This window comes from Streptomyces sp. NPDC031445, assembly GCF_055581365.1.
This window is the reverse complement of the sequence record NZ_JBVIJO010000001.1, coordinates 223,334-244,259: the sequence shown is the minus strand read 5'-3', so window position 1 is coordinate 244,259 and position 20,926 is coordinate 223,334. Positions and strand designations below refer to the sequence as shown.

At 73.6% G+C, this 20,926-nt stretch carries 17 protein-coding genes; 16 read left to right on the top strand and 1 reads right to left on the bottom strand.

The window, feature by feature from the left end; translation table 11 throughout:
- Nucleotides 1-9 precede the first annotated feature (9 nt).
- Genes ACZ5DC_RS00960 through ACZ5DC_RS00890 form a run of 15 tightly spaced genes read left to right on the top strand, consistent with a single transcriptional unit; the run spans nt 10 to nt 18,513 of the window.
- Nucleotides 10-2,190 (top strand): bi-domain-containing oxidoreductase, encoded by a 2,181-nt coding sequence (locus ACZ5DC_RS00960; RefSeq protein WP_468648061.1) that lies wholly within the window; start codon nt 10-12, stop codon nt 2,188-2,190.
- A complete protein-coding gene (locus ACZ5DC_RS00955; RefSeq protein ID WP_468648059.1) occupies nt 2,187-4,139 on the top strand; it encodes an alginate lyase family protein in 1,953 nt (650 codons plus the stop codon). Before ACZ5DC_RS00960 ends, ACZ5DC_RS00955 begins: the two co-directional genes overlap by 4 nt.
- A 14-nt stretch (nt 4,140-4,153) precedes the next feature.
- Complete coding sequence (locus tag ACZ5DC_RS00950) at nt 4,154-5,692, top strand: right-handed parallel beta-helix repeat-containing protein (RefSeq protein WP_468648057.1); 1,539 nt, start codon at nt 4,154-4,156, stop codon at nt 5,690-5,692.
- Between the two features lies 1 nt (nt 5,693).
- Nucleotides 5,694-6,929 carry an O-antigen ligase domain-containing protein gene (locus tag ACZ5DC_RS00945; protein ID WP_468648055.1) on the top strand — a complete coding sequence of 412 codons (1,236 nt, stop codon included), beginning with the start codon at nt 5,694-5,696 and terminating at the stop codon, nt 6,927-6,929.
- 2 nt (nt 6,930-6,931) lie between these two features.
- The gene (locus ACZ5DC_RS00940) at nt 6,932-8,158 is read left to right on the top strand and encodes a glycosyltransferase (RefSeq protein ID WP_468648053.1); all 1,227 of its coding nucleotides are present in this window, start codon (nt 6,932-6,934) and stop codon (nt 8,156-8,158) included.
- Entirely contained in the window at nt 8,155-9,390 is a 1,236-nt protein-coding gene (locus tag ACZ5DC_RS00935; protein ID WP_468648051.1) for a class I SAM-dependent methyltransferase, read from the top strand. Before ACZ5DC_RS00940 ends, ACZ5DC_RS00935 begins: the two co-directional genes overlap by 4 nt.
- Nucleotides 9,391-9,401: 11 nt before the next feature.
- Nucleotides 9,402-10,196: a sugar phosphate nucleotidyltransferase gene (locus tag ACZ5DC_RS00930; protein ID WP_468648049.1), complete on the top strand. Its 795-nt coding sequence runs from the start codon at nt 9,402-9,404 to the stop codon at nt 10,194-10,196.
- Complete coding sequence (locus ACZ5DC_RS00925) at nt 10,193-10,840, top strand: PIG-L deacetylase family protein (RefSeq protein ID WP_468648047.1); 648 nt, start codon at nt 10,193-10,195, stop codon at nt 10,838-10,840. Before ACZ5DC_RS00930 ends, ACZ5DC_RS00925 begins: the two co-directional genes overlap by 4 nt.
- Before the next feature lie 3 nt (nt 10,841-10,843).
- Complete coding sequence (locus tag ACZ5DC_RS00920; RefSeq protein WP_468648045.1) at nt 10,844-11,869, top strand: NAD-dependent epimerase/dehydratase family protein; 1,026 nt, start codon at nt 10,844-10,846, stop codon at nt 11,867-11,869.
- Entirely contained in the window at nt 11,857-13,140 is a 1,284-nt protein-coding gene (locus ACZ5DC_RS00915) for a DUF4910 domain-containing protein (RefSeq protein ID WP_468648043.1), read from the top strand. The genes ACZ5DC_RS00920 and ACZ5DC_RS00915 overlap by 13 nt, the downstream gene beginning before the upstream one ends.
- A gap of 5 nt (nt 13,141-13,145) precedes the next feature.
- Entirely contained in the window at nt 13,146-14,465 is a 1,320-nt protein-coding gene (locus tag ACZ5DC_RS00910; protein WP_468648041.1) for a hypothetical protein, read from the top strand.
- On the top strand, nt 14,462-15,409 hold the full coding sequence (locus tag ACZ5DC_RS00905; protein WP_366748272.1) for a glycosyltransferase family 2 protein: 948 nt from the start codon (nt 14,462-14,464) through the stop codon (nt 15,407-15,409). The genes ACZ5DC_RS00910 and ACZ5DC_RS00905 overlap by 4 nt, the downstream gene beginning before the upstream one ends.
- Entirely contained in the window at nt 15,406-16,632 is a 1,227-nt protein-coding gene (locus ACZ5DC_RS00900) for a polysaccharide pyruvyl transferase family protein (protein WP_468648038.1), read from the top strand. The genes ACZ5DC_RS00905 and ACZ5DC_RS00900 overlap by 4 nt, the downstream gene beginning before the upstream one ends.
- Nucleotides 16,629-17,180 (top strand): dTDP-4-dehydrorhamnose 3,5-epimerase family protein, encoded by a 552-nt coding sequence (locus ACZ5DC_RS00895; RefSeq protein WP_468648036.1) that lies wholly within the window; start codon nt 16,629-16,631, stop codon nt 17,178-17,180. Before ACZ5DC_RS00900 ends, ACZ5DC_RS00895 begins: the two co-directional genes overlap by 4 nt.
- A 7-nt stretch (nt 17,181-17,187) precedes the next feature.
- Nucleotides 17,188-18,513, top strand: coding sequence for a glutamate-1-semialdehyde 2,1-aminomutase (locus tag ACZ5DC_RS00890; protein WP_468648034.1), 1,326 nt, complete (start codon nt 17,188-17,190; stop codon nt 18,511-18,513).
- Nucleotides 18,514-18,520: 7 nt separating this feature from the next.
- Here ACZ5DC_RS00890 and ACZ5DC_RS00885 read toward each other — a convergent pair whose 3' ends face one another.
- Nucleotides 18,521-19,132 (bottom strand): phosphatase PAP2 family protein, encoded by a 612-nt coding sequence (locus ACZ5DC_RS00885; RefSeq protein ID WP_468649881.1) that lies wholly within the window; start codon nt 19,130-19,132, stop codon nt 18,521-18,523.
- 324 nt (nt 19,133-19,456) lie between these two features.
- On the opposite strand from ACZ5DC_RS00885, the gene ACZ5DC_RS00880 reads away from it, so the two are divergent.
- Entirely contained in the window at nt 19,457-20,710 is a 1,254-nt protein-coding gene (locus tag ACZ5DC_RS00880) for an MFS transporter (RefSeq protein WP_468648032.1), read from the top strand.
- The last annotated feature ends 216 nt before the right edge of the window (nt 20,711-20,926 follow it).

Genomic DNA, 20,926 nt, shown 5'->3' with positions numbered 1-20,926 from the left:
GGAGTTCGGGTGAAACAGGTTGTGCAGAACTACAAGAGCGGCGAGCTGGCGGTGCTCGACGTGCCGGTGCCGGGGTGCAAGCCGGGCGGTGTGCTGGTCCGCAGCGCCTATTCGCTGATCTCCACCGGGACCGAGCTCATGAAGGTGTCCGAGGCCGGCATGTCGATGCTGGGCAAGGCCCGCTCCCGTCCCGACCAGGTGGCCAAGGTCATGCAGAGCGTGGCCACCAACGGGGTGCCCGCCACCTACCGCAAGGTGATGGGCAAGCTGGACTCCTACACGCCGCTGGGCTACTCGCTGTGCGGGGTGGTCGAGCAGGTCGGCGCCGGGATCGACGATGTGAAGGCCGGCGACCTCGTGGCCTGCGCGGGCAACGAGCACGCGTTGCACGCCGAGGTGAACTGGGTGCCGAGGAACCTGTACGTCCCGGTGCCGGACGGCCTCGCGCCGCGGCACGCGGCCTTCGGCACCGTCGGGTCGATCGCCCTCCAGGGCGTCCGCCAGGGTGAGCCGCGGCTCGGCGAAGTGGCCCTGGTCATCGGCCTCGGGCTGATCGGGCAGCTGGTGGTGCAGCTGCTGACCGCGTCGGGGGTGCGTGTCGTCGGCGTCGACCCCGACCCGGTGCGCTGCGAGCTGGCCGGGCGTCTGGGCGCCGCGGCCTGCGGCGATCCCGCGTCCGCGGCCGTGGAGAGCGCCGTCGCGGAACTCACCGGCGGTCTGGGCGTGGACCAGGTGTACCTGGCCGCCGGTGGCGGCAGCAACCAGCCCGTCGAGCTGGCCGCCCGGCTGAGCCGGGACCGCGGCCGGGTCGTCGACATCGGCAAGTGCCGCCTGGACCTGCCGTGGAACGCGTACTACGAGAAGGAGCTGGACGTCCGGTTCTCCCGCAGTTACGGCCCCGGGCGCTACGACCCGGAGTACGAGCTGGAGGGGCGCGACTACCCGATCGGCTACGTGCGCTGGACCGAGCGCCGCAACCTGGCGTGCTTCCTCGACCTCCTCGCCCGCGGCAGCGTCGACGTGGAGCCCCTGGTGTCGCACGTCGCCGGCTTCGACGACGCGGTCGAGACGTACCGGCGGCTGAAGGACGGCGAGCTGAAGGCCGTGGCCGTGCTGTTCCGCTACCCCCGGCAGGAGGGCGGGACCGAAAAGGCGGCGGCGCCGGCGGTGGCCGTGCCCGCGGTGAACGTGCGGCGGCGTCCGGTCCGGGCGGCCAACGCGTCGGTGCGGCTGGCGTTCGTCGGCGCGGGCAACTACGCGACGTCGATGCTGCTGCCGCACCTGGCGCAGCGCGACGGCGTCGAGCTGGCGACCGTCGTCACCACGACGGCGCTGTCCGCGGCCAACGCGCAGCGCAAGTTCGGCTTCGCCCGGGCGACCACCGACCTCGACGCCGTGCTCGGTGACGAGTCCGTCGACGCGGTGTTCGTCGTCACCCGGCACAGCTCGCACGCCGACCTGACCCGCAGGGCGCTGCTGGCCGGCAAGGCCGTGTTCGTGGAGAAGCCGCTGGCCCTCACCGAGGAGGAGCTGGCCGGGGTGCTCGCGGCGGTGGAGGAGTCCGGCAACGACCGCTTGCAGGTGGGCTTCAACCGCCGGTTCGCGCCGCTGCTGCGGGAGGCCAGGGCGCGGTTCGGCGCCCGGACCGGCCCGGCGAACCTGCGGTACCTGGTCAACGCGGGCCGCCTGGACCACACCAGCTGGTACCTCCGGCAGGACACCGAGGGCTCGCGGTTCGCCGGCGAGGGCGGGCACTTCATCGACACGGCGAGCTGGCTGCTCGGGGCCGACCCGGTCTCCGTGTACGCGGTCGCCTCGCCCGGCAACGACGACCTCCAGGTCGTCCTGCGCTACCCGGACGGGTCCACCGCCACCATCAGCTACGTCACCGGCGGCCCGGCCGGCTTCCCCAAGGAGACGCTGGACCTGGTCGCGGACGGCAAGGCGCTGCGGCTCGACGACTTCGTCCGCGCCTTCGTGTACGACCGCAAGCGGTGGGTCAGTTCGCGGCTGCCCAAGGCCCGGGACAAGGGGCAGAACGCCGAGCTGGCCGCGTTCGTCAAGGCCGTGCGGACGGGCGGGCCGATGCCGGTGCCGCTCCCGTCGCTGGCCGCCACCACGGCGGCCACCCTCGCCGTGCGGACCGCTCTGGCCGCCGGTGCGCCGGCGACGCTGGAGCGGGCGCGATGACCATGAGCGCGGGCTGGTACCTGCGGCGGCTGTCCCGGATGGGACCGCGGGAGGTCGCGGGCCGGGCGGGCGACGCGGTGCGCAGACGGCGGTGGCGTGCGGCGCCGCCGGACTGCCCGAGCGTGACCGGCGCCCGGTTCACCGCGGTCCTGCCCGCGGGGACGGTCGCCGCGGTGCCGCCGGACGCCGCCAAACGACTCGTCGCCGAGGCGGACCGGCTGATGGACGGGCACGCCGAGTTCTTCGGGGTGGTCCGCGACGACCTGGCCGACCCGGACTGGCGGTACGACCCGAAGACCGGGCGCCGGGCCCCGCAGGGCTACGCCTTCGACGTGCCGTACCGGGACGAGGACGCGGTCGGGGACATCAAGCAGATCTGGGAGCCGTCCCGGCATCAGTACCTCACCGTGCTCGCCGCCGCCTACGCGGTCACCGGGAACGAGCGGTACGCCGAACGCGTGGCCGCGCACCTGCGGTCGTGGTGGGCGGCCAACCCGCCGCTGCGCGGGGTGCACTGGACCAGCGGCATCGAGCTGGGCATCCGGCTGCTGTCGTGGGTGTGGATCCGCCGGCTGCTCGACGGCTGGCCGGGCGCGGCCGCCCTGTTCGAGGGCGACCCGGTGGCGCTGCACCAGATCTGGCACCACCAGCGCTGGCTGGCCGCCTTCCCCAGCCGGGGGTCGTCGGCGAACAACCACGTGATCGCCGAGGCCGCCGGGCAGTTCGCCGCGGCCTGCGCGTTCGACTGGTTCCCCGCCTCGGCGCGCTGGCGGGCCGAGGCGCTGCGGTCGCTGGAGCGGCACCTGCGCGCCAACACCTTCCCCTCCGGTCTCAACCGCGAGCTGGCCTCCGAGTACCACGGACTCGTGCTGGAGCTCGGCCTGGCCGCGGTGGCCGAGGCGGACGCCGCGGGCGTGCCGGTTCCCGCGGCGGTCCGCCTGGTGCTGCTGCGGATGACCGACGCGCTCGCGGCCGTCGTGGACGACCGGCTGCGCCCGCCGCGCCAGGGCGACGCGGACGACGGGCACGGTCTGGTCGTGGACGGCGCGGGCACCGACCGCTGGGCCTCGTTGCTGGCCACCGGCGACGCCGTGTTCGGCCGCCTCGCCTGGTGGCCGGAGGTGACCGGCACCGACGTGCGCACCCCGCTGCTGGCCGCGCTCTGCGGACCCGCCCGGCTGTCCGTGTCCCGCCCGGCGAGCCGGCCGGCCCACTTCGCCGACGCGGGCATGACGATCCTGCGCGGTCCGGCGGGGATCTGGTGCCGCTGCGACGGCGGCCCGCACGGCTTCTTGTCCATCGCCGCGCACGCCCACGCCGACGCGCTGTCCGTGGAGGTCCGGCACGACGGGATCGACGTGCTCGCCGACCCGGGGACGTACTGCTACCACGGGCAGCCCGAGTGGCGGCGGTACTTCCGGTCGACGCTCGGCCACAACACCCTGGAACTGGACGGCGGTGACCAGTCCGTCTCCGGCGGCCCGTTCCTGTGGACCCGGCACGCCCGCAGCCGCGTCCTGGCCGCGGACACCTCCGGCGCCTCCTCGCACGGCACGGCCCGCTGGTGCGCCGAGCACGACGGTTACCGCCCCTCCACGCACCGCCGGCGGGTGGAGCTGAGCGCCGTGGAGCGGGAGTTGAGGGTGGTCGACGAGGTGCTCGGCCCGCGCCGGCCCGTGCGGCTCGCCTTCCACCTGGGCCCGGCGGTCGGCGCGGAGCTGGTGGGGAACCGGGCGGAGCTCACCTGGACCCGGGACGGCGAGGACCGCTCCGCGGTGCTGGTGCTGCCGGGGGAACTGTCCTGGCGGGCGCACCGCGGCGAGACCGAGCCGCCGCTGGGCTGGTACTCCGCGGGCTTCGGGCGCAAGGAACCCGCCACCACGCTGGTCGGCACCGGTGTCGCCGACGGCGTGCGGGGGTTCACGACCGTACTGACGTTCCGCAACTAGGGGGGAGGGGACCTGTGGGGATCGAGTGCCGGCGTCGGGCGTGGCCCGCGGCACCGCTGACGCTGGCCCTGCTGGCGGCGGCCGGCTGTACGAGCTCGCCGGACACTCCGGGCAGGCCGGCCGCCGCGCCGTCCGGGTCCGGGGCCGCCTCAGCCGTGGCCCGGGTGTGCGCGAAGCCCGGCACCGGGCCCGCGAAGGCTCCGGCGGGTGCGGTGACGGTCGACCCCGACGTGGTCGGCGACCTGGCCGAGAAGACGAGGAACAGCCCCGCGGGCACCACGTTCTGGCTGCGGCCGGGCACGCATCGGCTCGATCCGGAGCGCTACGCCCAGGTCATGCCCAAGAAGGGGGACCGCTACCTCGGCGCGCCGGGCGCGGTCCTCGACGGCGGGAGGAAGAACGCGTACGCGTTCAGCGGCACCGCCCCCGACGTCACCATCCGCTACCTGACCGTGCGGCGCTTCGTCGCCCCGACCGACGAGGGCGTGGTCAACCACGACATGGCCGACGGGTGGGTGATCGAGCACAGCACGATCCAGGACAACGACGGCGCGGGGCTGATGGCCGGCGCCCGCCAGCAGGTCCGCGCCAACTGCCTGCGCGACAACGGCCAGTACGGGATGAACGCGTACAAGACCGGCAACACCATCCGCGACCTGGTGGTCGAGGGCAACGAGATCACCGGCAACAACACCGGCGACTGGGAGCGGCGCAAGCCCGGCTGCGGCTGCACCGGAGGCGTCAAGTTCTGGTCGGTCGACGGCGCCGAGGTGCGCGGCAACTGGGTGCACGACAACCGCGGGGCCGGGTTGTGGGCGGACACCAACAACAACGACTTCCGCTTCGAGGACAACCTGATCGAGAAGAACGACGGCGCGGCGCTGATCTACGAGATCAGCTACAACGCGGTCATCCGGAACAACACGATCCGGCGGAACAACTGGGTCGAGGGCCGCGGCGGCGCCGAGCGCGGCGACGACTTCCCGTTCGGGACCGTCTACCTGTCGGAGGCCGGCGGCGAGCCACGGGTCGCGGCCCGCACGGACAAGATCGAGATCTACCGGAACCTGCTGGAGAACAACTGGAACGGGATCACCCTGTGGGAGAACGCCGACCGGTTCTGCAACAGTCCGGCCAACACCTCCTCCGGTGACTGCACGCTGCTGGTGAAGGACAAGGCCCGTTGCGCGAAACCGGCGATCGCCAGGGCACCGCTGTACGCCGACTGCCGCTGGAAGACGCAGCGCGTGGACATCCACGACAACCGTTTCGTCCTGGACAGGTCCGTCGTCAAGTGCACGGAGAAGTGCGACCGCATGGCGGTGCTGGCCAACTACGGCACCTATCCGGACTGGTCGCCGTACAAGGGCAAGCGGGTGGCCGAGGCGATCACCCTGGAGCAGCACAACCGCTGGCACGACAACACCTACCGCGGACCGTGGCAGTTCGTCGTCCAGGACCCGAGCAGGGTGCTCGACCGGTGGCAGTGGCAGGGCCCGCCGTACCGGCAGGACACGGGCAGCACCTTCGCGACGAAGCGGGCCGGTGGTTGAGATGGACCGTGCCCCCGCCACCACACCGAAGGCCGTCGGGATCGTCTGGCTGCTGCTGGGCCTCAACACGCTCGGCTCCGCCGGGGCGAAGACCATCGTCCAGCTGCCGCGCTCCCTCATCCAGCTGGTCACCATGGGCTCGCTGGTCGCCGCGTTCGCGCTGGCGCTCGCCCTCAATGTGCGGCTGCGCGTCAGACCCAGCGCCTTCGTGTTCCTGCTCACCCTGCTGCTGGTGCCGAGCGTGCTCTCCAGCGTGCACCTGGAGTCCGGGTTCGGCGCGCTGTTCCGCTGCACCCGGCTGGCCCTCTTCATCGGCACGCTGTGGCTGGTGAGCCGCTGGTGGGACGGGAGTGTGACATTCGTCCGCCACCACATCCGCATGTACTTCGCGGTGCTCGTGTCGGTGGCCGCGGGCTTGGCCATCTCACCGGGCGCGGCCATGCCCGACCTCTACGGCGGACGCCTCGTCGGCGCGCTGTGGCCGCTCACCCCGCCGCAGATCGGGCAGTACACGGCGGTGATCACCGGGCTGACCGTGCTGCTGCTCCTGGGCCGCCAGGTCGACAGGAGGAGCGCCGTGGTCGTCATCGTTCCCTCACTCGTCCTCCTCGCGCTCACCCACACCCGGACGGCCACCGTCGGCCTGCTCGCCGGGCTGGCACTGGCGATCGGCTCGCTCATGCTCACCAGCGCCGCGGCCCGCCGCTTCTTCTCCTGGGCGGTGCTGTGCGCCACGGTGGCCGCGGTGGGGTTCGCCTCCGCGCTCCAGGCGTGGTTCCTGCGCGGACAGAGCAAGGAGAACTTCTCCAGCCTCACCGGCCGGGCCAAGGTCTGGGACGCCCTGCTGGCGGCGCCCCGGACGACCGGGGAGCGGTTCTTCGGCGTGGGCCTGGGCGACAAGTCGTTCGGCGGGCTGCCGATCGACAACAGCTGGCTGGCCGTCTACAACGAGCAGGGCCTGGTCGGTGTCGCCCTCGTGGCGGCGGTCATCCTCGTGCTCGGCGGGGTCGCGCTGCTGCGGCCGCCGTCGCTGTCGAGGGCCTGCGCGATCTTCCTGATCAGCTACGTCGCGATCTCGTCGTACACCGAGGCGGGCCTCGGCGACGCCTCGCCGTACCTGCTGCACCTGGCCCTGGCCGCCTCGCTGCTCGTGGCGCCCGCCACGGCCCCGCCGCCTGCGCTCCCGCCGCCCCGGCCAGGTGTCCCGCGCTGGGTCCGGGACCGGGAGGTGAGCTGACCATGCACGTCCTCGTGGTGCACAACCGCTACTCCTCGGCGCAGCCGAGCGGCGAGAACCGGGTCGTCGACGAGGAGGTGGCGCTGCTGCGCGCGGCCGGCCACCGGGTCGGGGTGTTCGAGCGGCGCAGCGACGACATCGCCGGCCGGTCCCTGCCCGGCAAGGCCGCGGTGCCGCTGCTCGTGCCGTGGAACCCGGCGGTGCGCCGGGAGCTCGCCGCCCGGCTCCGCGCCGGGCGGCCGGACGTGGTGCACGTCCACAACGTCTTCCCGCTCCTGTCCCCCGCGGTCCTCGCCGCCTGCGCCGACGCGGGCGTGCCCGTCGTCGCGACGCTGCACAACTACACCCAGGTCTGCCCGCCCGGCACGCTGCAACGGGACGGCCGGCTGTGCACCGAGTGCGTCGGCCCGGCGGTGCCGCTGCCCGCCGTCCGGCACGGCTGCTACCGGGGCTCCCGTCTCGCGACGGTGCCGCTCGCGGTGAGCCTGTCGGTCAACCGGCGGCGGTGGTGGTCCGGCGTGGAGCGGTTCCTGTGCATCTCCGCGGCGCAGCGCGACGTCCTGGTGCGGTCGGGCCTGCCGGCCGGGCTGCTGACGGTGAAGCACAACTTCGTACCCGATCCCGGCGCCTGCCGGGAGGGCGACGGCGAGCACCTGCTCTTCCTCGGCCGGCTGGCGGAGGCCAAGGGGGTGGGGCTGCTCATGGCCGCGTGGGACGCACTCGCGGCGGACGGCGGTGTCGGCGTGCCGCTCGTGCTCGCCGGCGCGGGGCCGCTGGAGCGGGAGGTGACCGCGTGGGCGGCGGGCCGGGACGACGTGCGCTACGCCGGTCTGCTCGAACCGGCCCAGGTGCGGCAGGCCGTCGCGCGGTCGGTCGCCGTGGTGGCCCCGTCGATGGCCATGGAGACGTTCGGCCTGGTGGTCGCGGAGGCGATGGCGGCGGGCGTGCCGGCTGTCGCCGCCGGTCACGGCGGGTTCGTCGAACTCGTCGAGGACGGGGTGACCGGGCTGCTGCACCGGCCGGGCGACCCCGTCTCGCTCGCGGACCGGATACGCCGGATCGCGACCGGGCCGGAGCTGGGCCGGGAGATGGGCCAGGCGGCCCGGCGCCGCTACGAGAAGGGCTTCAGCCCGGCCGTCGGGCTGGAGCGCCTGGAAGAGGAGTACCGCGCCGCGATCGCGGGGCGGGCGCATCGAGGGGGGACGGAACCAATGGGGGGCACTGGATGACACGATGCCGACTCTGCGGCTCGGCGGCGCTGGTGAGCGTCGTCGACCTGGGGGCGACGCCGCCGTGCGAGAGCTTTCTCGCGGCGGACCGACTGGACGAACCGGAGCCGACGTACCCGCTGCACCTGCGGGTCTGCACCGACTGCTGGCTCGCGCAGATCCCGCCGCTGATCACGCCGGAGGAGACGTTCAAGGAGTACGCGTACTTCTCCTCGTACTCGACGTCCTGGGTGGAGCACGCGCGCATGTTCGTCGCCGACGCCGTGCGGCGGGCGGGACTCGGCCCGGACGCCTTCGTGGTCGAGGTCGCGAGCAACGACGGCTACCTGCTGAAGCACGTGGTGGACCGGGGGATCCGCTGCCTCGGCATCGAGCCGTCGGTGAACGTCGGCGCCGCGGCCCGGGACGCGGGCGTGCCCACGCTCACGGAGTTCCTGAGCCCGGACACCGGCGCGGCGGTCCGTGCCGGGCACGGCCCGGCGAACCTGGTCGTGGCCAACAACGTGTACGCGCACATCCCCGACGTCGTCGGGTTCACCCGGGGACTGCGCGCCCTGGTCGCCGACGACGGCTGGGTCTCCATCGAGGTGCAGCACCTGCTGACCCTGATCGAGGAGAACCAGTACGACACGATCTACCACGAGCACTTCCAGTACTACACGGTCGCCTCCGCGATCCGGGCCCTGGCCGGCGGCGGACTCGCGCTGGTGGACGTCGAGCTGCTGCCCACGCACGGCGGTTCCATCCGGCTGTGGGCCCGGCCGGCCGAGGCCGCCGGCGAGCCGTCCCGGCGGGTGGCCGACGTGCTGGACCGGGAGAAGGCCGCCGGGCTCCAGGAGCTGTCCGGGTACACCGAATTCTCCACACGGGTGGCCAAGGTGCGCCGGGACCTGCTGAGGTTCCTCGTCGAGGCGGCCGAGCGCGGCGAGACGGTCGTCGGCTACGGCGCGCCGGGCAAGGGCAACACCCTGCTCAACCACTGCGGCATCCGGCCCGACCTGCTCGCGTACACGGTCGACCGCAACCCCTACAAGCACGGCAGGTTCACCCCGGGCACCCGCGTCCCGATCCTGCCGCCCGAGCGGATCGCCGCCGACAAGCCGGACTACGTGCTGGTCCTGCCGTGGAACCTGCGGGCCGAACTGGTCGAGCAGCTGTCCTACGTGCACGACTGGGGCGGCCGGCTGGTCTTCCCCATCCCGGAACTGAGCATTGTCGAGGCCGCGTCGTGAGAGGTCACAGCATGAAGGTCGTTCTGTTCTGCGGCGGTTACGGGATGCGGATGCGCAACGGTGCCGCGGACGACGTGCCCAAGCCGATGGCGATGGTCGGCCCCAGGCCGCTGATCTGGCACGTCATGCGCTACTACGCGCACTTCGGCCACACGGAGTTCATCCTGTGCCTCGGGTACGGGGCCCACCACATCAAGGAGTTCTTCCTCAACTACGAGGAGACGACGTCCAACGACTTCGTGCTGCGGGGCGGGCGGACCGAGCTGCTGTCCACCGACATCTCGGACTGGACGATCACGTTCGCGCAGACCGGCATCGAGTCGCCGATCGGGGAGCGGCTGCGCCGGGTGCGGCACCACCTGGACGGCGACGAGATGTTCCTCGCCAACTACGCCGACGTGCTCACCGACGCCCCGCTGCCGGAGATGGTCGAGAACTTCGCCCGGCGCGACGCCGGCGCGTCGATGATGGTGGTGCCGCCGCAGTCGTCGTTCCACTGCGTGGAGCTGGGCGAGGACGGCCTGGTGGGGGGCATCACCGCGGTGAGCGAACTGCCGCTGTGGGAGAACGGCGGCTACTTCGTGCTCCGCCAGGAGGTCTTCGACCACATCCCCGAGGACGGGGACCTGGTCGCCGACGGATGCGCCCAGCTGGCCAAGCGCGGACGGCTGGTCGCGCACCGGCACCGCGGCTTCTGGAAGCCGACCGACACCGTGAAGGAGCGGGCCGCGCTCGACGCCGCCTATGCCCGGGGCGACCGTCCGTGGGCCGTGTGGGAGCGGGACGGCGCGGGGGTGACCGCGTGATCCGGCTGGGGGCGGGACCCCTGGAGCGGATCGTCGCGGTGGGCGCGCACTGCGACGACATCGCCATCGGCGCCGGCGGCACGCTGCTGACGCTGTGCCAGGCGCGGCCGGGTGTCCGTGTCGACGCGCTGGTGCTCTCCGGTGGCGGCGGCGAGCGCGAGCAGGAGGAGCGGGCCGCGCTCGCCGCCTTCTGCCCCGGCGCCGACCTGCGGCTGACCGTGCACAAGCTGCCGGACGGCCGGCTTCCCGCGCACTGGGAGGAGGCCAAGTCCGCGGTGGAGGAGCTGCGCGAGCGGTCCGACCCGGACCTGGTCCTCGCCCCGCGCACCGACGACGCGCACCAGGACCACCGCGGCCTGGCGCGGCTGGTACCGACCGCGTTCCGCGACCACCTGGTCCTCGGCTACGAGATCGTCAAGTGGGACGGCGATCTCGGCCGGCCGTCCGCCTACCAGCCGCTGTCGCCGCGGACCGCCGAACAGAAGGTGCGGCTGCTGCAGGAGCACTACCCCTCGCAGCGGCACCGGCCCTGGTACGACCGGGAGGCCTTCCTCGGCCTGGCCCGGATCCGCGGCATCGAATGCCACGAGCGCTACGCCGAGGCGTTCGCCGTCACCAAACTCACGCTCGACCTGGGGGAATGAACCTTGCGCGTACTGCTCACCGGGCACCAGGGCTACCTGGGCACCGTCATGGCGCCGGTCCTGACGGCCGCCGGGCACGAGGTCGTCGGCCTCGACTCCGGCCTGTTCGCCGACTGCGTCCTGGGCCCCGCGCCCGCCGACCCGCCGGGGCACCGGGTGGACCTGCGTGACGTCACGGCCGACCACCTGGCCGGGGTGGACGCCGTGATCCACCTGGCCGCGCTCTCCAACGACCCGCTGGGATCGCTGGCACCGGAGCTCACCTACGACATCAACCACCACGCGTCCGTGCGGCTGGCCCGGCTGGCCCGCGACGCCGGGGTGCGGCGCTTCCTGTACGCGTCGACCTGCTCCGTCTACGGCGCCGCCGGTGGTGACGACCTGGTGGCCGAGGACGCCCCGCTGCGCCCGGTGACGCCGTACGCGGAGTCCAAGGTGCGGGTGGAGGACGACCTGCACTCCCTCGCCGACGGCGACTTCACCCCGGTGTACATGCGCAACGCCACCGCCTTCGGCTTCTCGCCCCGGCTGCGCGCCGACATCGTGCTCAACAACCTGGTGGGCCACGCCCTGCTGTCCGGTGAGGTCCTCGTGCTCTCCGACGGCACCCCCTGGCGCCCGCTGGTGCACGCCGCCGACATCGCGCGGGCCTTCTCGGCCGCGCTGAGCGCGCCGCGGGAAGCGGTGCACGACCGGGCGTTCAACATCGGCAGCGAGACCAACAACGTCACCGTCGCCGAGATCGCCGGGCAGGTCGCCGAGGCGGTGCCCGGGGCGAAGGTGGTGATCACCGGGGAGACCGGTGCCGATCCGCGGTCGTACCGGGTGGACTTCTCCCGTTTCCGCGCCGCGGTGCCCGGCTTCGACTGCGCGTGGACGGTGAAGCGGGGCGCGCTCGAACTCGCCGACGCCTACCGCAAGTGCGGCCTCACCCGGGAGGACTTCGAGCAGCGCTTCACCCGCCTCGCCGTGCTGCGCGCGGCGTCCGGGTCCGGTGCCGTCGACGACACCCTGCGGTGGCGCCCGTGACCGGGGCGGGCGAGGAGATGTACGCGCTGGTGGAGCGGATGTACCCGCTGTGCCGGAGCATCACCGGCGACGGTGTGCGCGCCACCTTGGACATCGTCGGGGAGTACATCCCGCTCCAGCGGCACGAGGTGCCGACCGGCACGCAGGTGCTCGACTGGACCGTGCCGCAGGAGTGGAACATCCGCGACGCGTACATCGCCGACACCGCCGGCAACCGGGTCGTCGACTTCGCCGCGTCCAGCCTGCACGTGCTCGGCTACAGCGTGCCGGTGTCGGCGACCATGCCGCTGGCCGAACTGCGCGGGCACCTGCACACCCTGCCGGAGCAGCCGGCCTGGGTGCCGTACCGCACCAGCTACTACAAGCCGGACTGGGGGTTCTGCCTGGCCCAGCAGACCCTGGACGCGATGGAGGACGGCGACTACGAGGTCCGCATCGACTCCACCCTCGCCGACGGCCACCTCAGCTACGCCGAGCACGTGGTCCCCGGGCAGGTCCCCGACGAGGTGCTCGTCTCCTGCCACGTCTGCCACCCGTCGCTGGCCAACGACAACCTGGCCGGCATCGCGGTGGCGACGTTCCTGGCGCGGGCGCTGGCGGAGCGGAAGCCGTACTACACCTACCGGTTCGTCTTCGCGCCCGGCACCATCGGGGCGATCACCTGGCTGGCCCGCAACGCGGAGCGGGTGGACCGGGTCAGGCACGGCCTGGTGCTGGCCTGCGCCGGCGACCCGGGCCGGCTGACGTACAAGCAGAGCCGGCGCGGCGACGCGGAGATCGACCGGGTGATGCGGCACGTCCTGGCCGCCTCCGAACGCCCGCACCGCGTCACCGAGTTCACGCCCTACGGCTACGACGAGCGGCAGTACTGCTCGCCCGGCTTCGACCTCGGGGTGGGCTCGCTCACCCGGACGCCGTACGCGGGCTATCCCGAGTACCACACCTCGGCGGACGACCTGGACTTCGTCTCCCCCGAGGCGATGGCCGACACGCTCGCCGTCTGCCGCGAGGCGTTCGCCGTCCTCGACCGCAACCGGCGGTACGTCAACCTCAGCCCCTACGGCGAACCACAGCTGGGCCGGCGGGGACTGTACGACGCGCTCGGCGGCCGCAGCGACACCAAGCAGGCACAGATGGCCATGCTCTGGGTGCTCAGCCTCTCCGACGGCGGGCACGGTCTGCTGGACGTCGCCGAGCGGTCCGGGCTGCCGTTCGACACCGTCGCCGCCGCGGCCGACGCCCTGCACGGCGCCGGACTGATCAAGGCATGACGCCGATGACCACCGAGGGGGAGAACCCGCGGACAACGGCGCCACCGGCGGCCCGGGCCGCGCACGCCCGGCGCTCCGCCCGGCGGGCCGTCGCCGGCCGGCTGTCCTGGGGGCTCGCCGACCAGGCGGCCTCCAGCATCAGCAACTTCGCGGTGGGCATCTACGTGGCCCGCTCGCTGGGGGTGACCGCGTTCGGCGTGTTCAGCCTCGCCTGGGTGACCTACGGCGTGGTGCTCAACGTCTCGCGCGGCCTTGCCACCGACCCCCTCGTGGTGCGCTTCAGCGGTGCGCCGGAGGCGTCCTGGCGCACGGCGGTGGCCCGGTCCTCGGGTACCGCGCTCGGCGTGGGCGCCGTCATCGGCGCGGCGTGCCTGGCCGCCGGGCTCGGTCTCGGCGGCCGTGTGGGGCCCGCGTTCGCCTGCCTCGGCGTGGTGCTGCCGGGGCTGCTGCTGCAGGACGCCTGGCGGTTCTCGTTCTTCGCCGCCGGCACCGGGCGGAAGGCCTTCGTCAACGACCTCGTGTGGTGCGTGGCGCTCGTCCCGGCCATGGTGCTGGCGGCACGCGTCGGCAGCGTGGCCGCGTTCGTGCTCGCCTGGGGGGTCTCCGCCGCGGTGGCCGCCGGGTACGGCTGCTTGCAGTCGGGGATCCGGCCCGAGGCGGGCGGCGTACGCGTGTGGCTGCGCGAGCACCGCGACCTCGGCTCCCGCTACCTGGTCGAGAACGTCAGCCTCAGCGGCGCGAGCCAGCTGCGGGCGTACGGGCTCGGCGCGATCGCCGGCGTCGGCGCGGTGGGCGCGGTGCGCGGCGCCGAGCTCCTGATGGGCCCCTTCCTCGCCGTGCTGATGGGGCTGTCGCTGGTGACCGTCCCGGAGGCGGCACGGGTGCTGCGGCAGGCCCCGCACCGCCTCGGCACGTTCTGCCTGCTGCTCGGCGGCGGGCAGGCCGCCGCCGCGCTGCTGTGGGGGGGGTCGCTGCTGCTGCTGCCGCAGCGGCTGGGCGACCTCGTGCTGGGCGGCGTCTGGCACTCCGCCTCGCAGCTCATCGTGCCGATCACCCTCAGCGTCGCCGGTGCGGGCCTCGGCACCGGCGCCGCGGCCGGGCTGCGCGCGCTCGGCGCGGCCCGGCGCAGCCTGCGCTCCCAGCTGTTCGCCTCCGCCTGCTATGTCGGCGGCGGGCTCGGCGGGGCGGCCGCGGCGGGCACGGTCGGCTCGGCCTGGGGGGTCGCCGCCGCGACCGTCAGCGGCTCGGCCGTGTGGTGGCTGCACCTGCGGTCCGCCCTGCGCGAGCGGCACCACCACTCCGTTCCCGAAGTGAGGACCACATGACCGACCGACCCAGGCTGAGCATCGGCCTGCCCGTCTACAACGGCGAGGAGTACCTGGCCGAGTCGCTCGACGCCCTGCTCGGCCAGACCTACGAGGACTTCGAGCTGGTCGTCTCCGACAACGCCTCGACCGACGGCACCCAGGACATCTGCCGCGCGTACGCCGCGAAGGACTCCCGCATCCGGTACGTCCGCCTGCCCCGGAACATCGGCGCCACCCCGAACCACAACCTCGTGTTCGCCGAGTGCCGCGGCGAGCTGTTCAAGTGGGCCTCGCACGACGACCTGTACGGCCGGGACCTGCTGCGCCGCTGCGTCGAGGCGCTGGACGAGCGGCCGCACGTGATCCTCGCGCACGCCGACCAGGCGGTCATCGACGGCGACGGCCAGGTGAAGGTGCCGTACGAGTACACGCTCGCCACGGCCTCCCCGCACGCGCCGGAGCGCTTCCGCAGCATGCTGTTCGAGCCCGGCGGCGACGACTTCTACGGGGTGATCCGGGCCGACGTGCTGCGCCGGGTGAAACCCATGGACAGCTACCACCACGCGGACCGCACGTTCGTCGCCGAGATCGGCCTGCACGGGCCCTTCCACCAGGTGCCGGAGCTGCTGTACTTCCGTCGCGACCACCCCACCCGCGCCGAGCGGGCCAACCCGTCCAAGCGGGCCCGGTGCGTCAACCTGGACCCGCGCCGGGCCGGTCCGCTGCACCCGACGCCCCGGCTGCTCGCCGAGTACGTCTGGGGCTTCGTCTCGGCGATCCGGCGGGCGCCGCTGTCCCCCGCCGACCGGCGTGCCTGCTACCGCCACCTGGCCGCGTGGATGACCAGCCGGGCCCGGCCGGGCGCCGGCGAGCGGGTCGAGGACCGCGCCCCGGTCGACCCGGCCGCGCTCACCGTCTCGGTCGACGCCCTCGTCGCCGGCCGTGAGGGGCGGCGGGCATGAACACCGGGCCTTGCGTCGGGGTGTTCGGCCTGCTGGGCTCCGGCAACCTCGGCAACGACGGGTCGCTGGAGGCCCTGCTCGGCTACCTGCGCGCCGAGCACCCGGGAGCGGTCGTGGACGCGCTGTGCGGCGGACCCGAGGCCGTCACGGCCCGGTTCGGCATCCCCGCGACGCGGCTGCACTGGTACCGCGGGGAGTACCGGACCGCGTCGCGCGCGGGCGCGGTCGTGTCCAAGGGCCTGGGCAAGCTCGTCGACGTCTTCCGTACCGCCGCCTGGGTGCGCCGGCACGACGTGGTGATCGTGCCGGGCATGGGCGTCCTGGAGGCCACGCTGCCGCTGCGGCCGTGGGGCTTCCCGTACGCGCTGTTCCTGCTCTGCGCGAGCGGCCGGCTGCTGGGCACGCGGGTCGCGCTGGTCAGCGTCGGCGCCGCGACGATCGGCGACCGGCCGACCCGGGCCCTGGTGCGCTGGTCGGCACGGCTGGCCGCGTACCGGTCGTACCGGGACGACCGGTCCCGCGACGCGATGCGGGCGATGGGCGTGGACACCTCGCGCGACGAGGTCTACCCGGACCTCGCGTTCGTCCTGCCGGCACCGGGACCGAACGCGCCCTCGGACCCGCCGGGCCCGGTCTGCGTCGGGGTCATGGACTTCCACGGCGGCAACGACGACCGGGCCCGGGCCGAGGAGATCCACCGGCAGTACCTGGACGGGACGATCCGGTTCGTCCGCGCGCTGGCCGAGGAGGGCAGGGCGGTCCGGCTGCTCACCGGCGACGCGTGCGACGCGCCGGTGGTCGCCGCGGTCCTCGACGCGGTGGACTCACCGCTGGTCACCGCCGCCGAGACGGCCTGCCTGGCCGACCTGATGAAGGAGACGGCGGCCGCCGGCACCATGGTGGCGATCCGGTACCACAACCTGATCTGCGCGCTGAAGACCGGGACACCGACGCTCGCCGTCACCTACGCGGCGAAGAGCGAGGCGCTCATGGAGCGGATGGGCCTCGGCACGTACTGCCACCCGGCGCGCGCGCTCGACGCCGGCCGGCTGCTCGCCCAGTTCCGGGAGCTGGAGAAGCGATCGGCCGAGCTGCGGCGCATCCTCGCCGAGCGGAACGAGGCCGCCGCCCGGCAGCTCGACCACCAGTTCACCGCCCTGACCACGGCCCTGTTCCCGGCGGCCGGCCGTGCCCGCACCCCCGCCCGGCAGGAGGCCTCATGAAAGCGACCGAAGTCCCGCAGATCGCCGGCGCGTACCTGTTCGAGCCGACGCCGTACGCCGACGAGCGCGGCTTCTTCTGCCGCACCTTCGACGCCGGCCTGGTCCGCTCGGTGGGGCTCGACCCGGACTCCTTCGTCCAGGACAGCGTGTCCCGCTCGGTGCGGGGCGTGCTCCGCGGACTGCACCTGCGCTCCGGCGCCGGCGAGGCCAAGCTGGTGCGGTGCTCCTACGGCAGGATCTTCGACGTCGTCGTGGACCTGCGGCCCGCCTCGCCGACCTACCTGGGCCGGGCCTTCTTCGAGCTGTCCGGCGACACGCAGGCGACCCTGTACGTCCCGGCGGGGTGCGCGCACGGCTTCCAGGCGCTCACCGACACCGCCGACACCTCGTACCGGATCGACCGCCCGCACGACCCGGCCGAGGACGTCACGATCGCCTTCGACGATCCGGACCTCGCCGTCCCGTGGCCGCTGCCGGTCACATCGATGTCCCAGCGGGACCGGGAGGCGCCGAGCCTCGCCGAGGTCCTGAAGCAGATGGAAGGGTGAAACCGGCTTGGACACCGAGGAGTTCCGCCTGCCCCGCTCGCGGGCCATGAACGAACGGCTGCACGCCCTGGTTCCCGGGGGCGCGCACACCTACGCCAAGGGCGACGACCAGTACCCCGAGGACCTGGCCCCGGTCATCAGCCACGGCCGCGGTGCCCACGTGTGGGACGTCGACGGCAACCGCTACGTCGAGTACGGCTCCGGCCTGCGGTCGGTCAGCCTCGGCCACGCCCATCCGCGCGTGACGGAGGCGGTGCGGCGGGAACTCGACCGAGGCGGCAACTTCGTCCGGCCGTCCGTGGTGGAGGTCGAGGCGGCGGAACGCTTCCTGGCCACGGTGCCGACCGCGGAGATGGTGAAGTTCGCGAAGAACGGCTCCGACGTCACCACCGCAGCGGTGCGCCTGGCCCGCGCCGTCACCGGACGCCCGCGGGTGGCGCTCTGCGCCGACCATCCGTTCTTCTCCGTCGACGACTGGTTCATCGGCACCACACCGATGTCCGCCGGCATCCCGGAGTCGACCACCGAGCTGACCGTGGCGTTCCCCTACGGCGACCTGGCCGCCACGGAGGAGCTGCTCAGCCGGTACCCGGGCGAGGTCGCCTGCCTGGTCCTCGAACCCGCCACCCACACCGAGCCGCCGCCCGGCTACCTCGCCGGCCTGCGCGAGCTGGCCGACCGGCACGGCTGCGTCCTGGTCTTCGACGAGATGATCACCGGCCTGCGCTGGTCCGAGGCGGGCGCCCAGGGCCTGTACGGCGTCGTCCCCGACCTGTCCACGTTCGGCAAGGCGCTGGGCAACGGATGCGCCGTCTCGGCGCTGGCCGGGCGCCGGGAGCTGATGGAGCGGGGCGGGCTGCGGCACCTTGGCGACCGGGTCTTCCTGCTGTCCACCACGCACGGCGCGGAAACGCACTCCCTGGCGGCCGCGATGGCCGTGCTCGCCACCTACGTCGAAGAGGGCGTCACCGCACGGCTGCACGCGCTCGGCGAGCGGCTGGCCGCCGGGGTCCGCGAGGCCGCGGCCGTCACGGGCGTCGGCGACCACGTCGTCGTCCGGGGCCGGGCCAGCAACCTGGTCTTCGCCACCCTCGACGAGAAGGGGCAGCCGTCGCAGCGGTACCGCACCCTGTTCCTGCGCCGGCTCCTCATGGGCGGGGTGCTGGCCCCGTCGTTCGTGGTGAGCAGTGCGCTCAGCGACGCCGACATCGACCACACCGTCGACGTGGTCGCCCAGGCGTGCGGGGTGTACCGGAAGGCACTGGACGCCGGTGACCCCACCCCGTGGCTGGGCGGACGGCCGGTGAAGCCCGTGTTCCGCCGACGGGCCTGACGCGGCGTCAGCCACGCTCTCGCCGGCCGGCGCCGGCCGCCCGGTCGACCAGCCACGCGGTCGCCGGTGTCACCGCGAGCCCGGTGCACCAGCCGCCGAGGGCGTCGGTCGGGTAGTGCGCGCTCAGGGCGACCTCCGCCCACCCCATGGCGGCGCCGGCCACCAGTGCCGCGGCGAGCACGGCTGACGCGCCGGCCGTCCTGCCGGGACGGCCGGCCGCGAGCAGCGCCACCGCGTAGGCGAGCGCGGTGGCGAAGGCGGTGTGCCCGCTCGGATAGGAGAGGTTGCCGTCGCCGTGGATGGTGCGTCCCACCAGGTGCTTGAGCAGGGTCGCCGTCCCCACGGCCGCACCGGCGACGGCGACGACGAGCACCGCGCCCCGGGGCCGCCGGAGCAGCAGGCAGCCGGTCACGACGGCCACGACCAGCACCACCGCTCCCACGGGCTCCCCCAGCCAGTCCAGGGTGAGGGCGACGTACCGCCACGGCGGCCGCACACTGTCCGCCGTCGGCGGGGTGATCCACCGGTCCGCCGTGCCGGACTCGCCGTGGCCGGCGTACAGCACCCCGAGCACGGCCACCACCAGCGCGGCGAGGACCGCGACCGGTCCGAGCCGCATGCGCAGCGACGGGGGCAGCACCTCGGGCGCCGGCCGGTCCGGGCGGAGGCGGGCGGGACCGCGCGCACCGGCCGCCGGCTTCTGCTGCTGCCCACCGCCCACCGACGAGCCCCCCGTCGTGTCCGACTCGGCCCGCGCGGGAGCCACCGGTCACCCTAACCAACAGCGCGGCCGGGGCGAGGTGTTCGGCGCCGGATGGCTCGATCCGTTCAGTCGGACGCCCGGGCGCCCGGCCGCGTTTGCCTGCACCTGGTTGTGCGGGAACAATGTCGCGGCCAGGCCGACGGCTTCGGCAGCCGCCTCTCGCGACCGAAACGGTTATGAATGACCAATCAGCTCATGGACCGCCTGCCCCGCTTACTGCACCAGGTCGCGTTCCGCAGGTTCTGGACAGCGCAGACCATTTCCTTCCTCGGGGACCAGGTGTCCACCATCGCGCTCCCGCTCACCGCGGTGCTCGCGCTGAACGCCTCCGCCGCGGGCATGGGCTTCCTCGGGGCTCTGGTCTCCCTGCCGAACCTGCTGTTCGCCCTGCACGTGGGCGGCTTCGTGGACCGCCACGGCCGGCTCAGACGCACGATGATCCTCTGCGACCTGGGACGCGCGGCCGTGCTGCTCACCGTGCCCGTCGCCTACGCGCTGGACGCGCTGACGCTCACCCACCTGTGGGTGGTGGCCTTCGTGACGGGCACGCTGGCCATGCTGTTCAACGTCTCCAGCAACAGTCTGTTCGCCGCCCTCGTGAACCGCGAGGACTACGTGCAGGGCACCTCGCTGTCCCGGGGCAGCTTCTCCTTCTCCTGGGTGGTGGGCCCCAGCGTCGGCGGTGTGCTCGTGCAGATCGTGTCGGCACCCGGGGCGCTCCTCGCCGACGTGCTGTCCTTCCTCGGATCCGCGTCCCTGCTGCGGTCGATCTCCCCGCAGGAACCGGCTCCAGAGAAGCACGAGTCGTCCTCGCACATCAGGGACGGGCTGCGGTTCGTCTCCCGGACCCCGGTCCTGCGGGCCAAGTTCCTCGGCGGGGGTCTGCTCAACCTCTTCTACACGGTCTACTTCACGCTCTTCCTGCTGTTCATCGCACGCGAACTGAAGCTGACGTCCGGAATGATCGGTGTGGCCCTCGGCCTCGGTGCCGTCGGCGCGCTGCTGGGTTCCTTCGTCACCGGCTGGTTCACCCGGCGCCTCGGCATCGGGCCGACGTTCCTGCTGGGCTCGGTGGTCTTCCCCGGGGCGCTGGCCCTGGTGCCGTTCGCGACGCAGGACAAGTGGGTGGCCTTCGGCCTGGTGGTCATGGCCGAGTTCCTCTCCGGCATGGGCCTGATGCTCTGCGACATCGCCGGCTCCTCGATCCAGCAGGCCCTGACACCGGACCGCCTCCGGTCCCGGGTGCAGGGTGCCTATCTGGGGCTGATCAACGGGGTGCGCACCGTCGGCGCGTTGGCCGCCGGCGGTCTGGGCACGTGGCTGGGGCTGCGCAGCGCGCTCTGGCTGGCCGTCATCGGCGGCGTGCTGAGCTGCCTTCCCCTGGTGTTCGCCCCGGTCCCGGCCATGCGCACCCTGCCGGACCAGGCCGAGTGAACAACCGCACGCCGCCCACCCGCAGCCGCCGGTTCGAGGGCCTCACCGAGGACGGGGGAAGGCGGCGCACGGGCCGGGTTGAGCGCCGGAGGGTCGGGGCACGCCCGGTCGCCACGGCCCGCTGGGGCTGCGCAGCGCGCTCTGGCTGGCCGTCATCGGCGGCGTGCTGAGCTGCCTTCCCCTGGTGTTCGCCCCGGTCCCGGCCATGCGCACCCT

Coding starts and splice junctions, on each gene's coding strand:
- ACZ5DC_RS00955 (WP_468648059.1), top strand. CDS start 2,187: ATGACCATGAGCGCGGGCTGGTACCTGCGGCGGCTGTCCCGGATGGGA.
- ACZ5DC_RS00940 (WP_468648053.1), top strand. CDS start 6,932: ATGCACGTCCTCGTGGTGCACAACCGCTACTCCTCGGCGCAGCCGAGC.
- ACZ5DC_RS00900 (WP_468648038.1), top strand. CDS start 15,406: ATGAACACCGGGCCTTGCGTCGGGGTGTTCGGCCTGCTGGGCTCCGGC.
- ACZ5DC_RS00895 (WP_468648036.1), top strand. CDS start 16,629: ATGAAAGCGACCGAAGTCCCGCAGATCGCCGGCGCGTACCTGTTCGAG.
- ACZ5DC_RS00885 (WP_468649881.1), bottom strand. CDS start 19,132: ATGCGGCTCGGACCGGTCGCGGTCCTCGCCGCGCTGGTGGTGGCCGTG.
- ACZ5DC_RS00930 (WP_468648049.1), top strand. CDS start 9,402: ATGAAGGTCGTTCTGTTCTGCGGCGGTTACGGGATGCGGATGCGCAAC.
- ACZ5DC_RS00945 (WP_468648055.1), top strand. CDS start 5,694: ATGGACCGTGCCCCCGCCACCACACCGAAGGCCGTCGGGATCGTCTGG.
- ACZ5DC_RS00880 (WP_468648032.1), top strand. CDS start 19,457: ATGACCAATCAGCTCATGGACCGCCTGCCCCGCTTACTGCACCAGGTC.
- ACZ5DC_RS00910 (WP_468648041.1), top strand. CDS start 13,146: ATGACCACCGAGGGGGAGAACCCGCGGACAACGGCGCCACCGGCGGCC.
- ACZ5DC_RS00935 (WP_468648051.1), top strand. CDS start 8,155: ATGACACGATGCCGACTCTGCGGCTCGGCGGCGCTGGTGAGCGTCGTC.
- ACZ5DC_RS00905 (WP_366748272.1), top strand. CDS start 14,462: ATGACCGACCGACCCAGGCTGAGCATCGGCCTGCCCGTCTACAACGGC.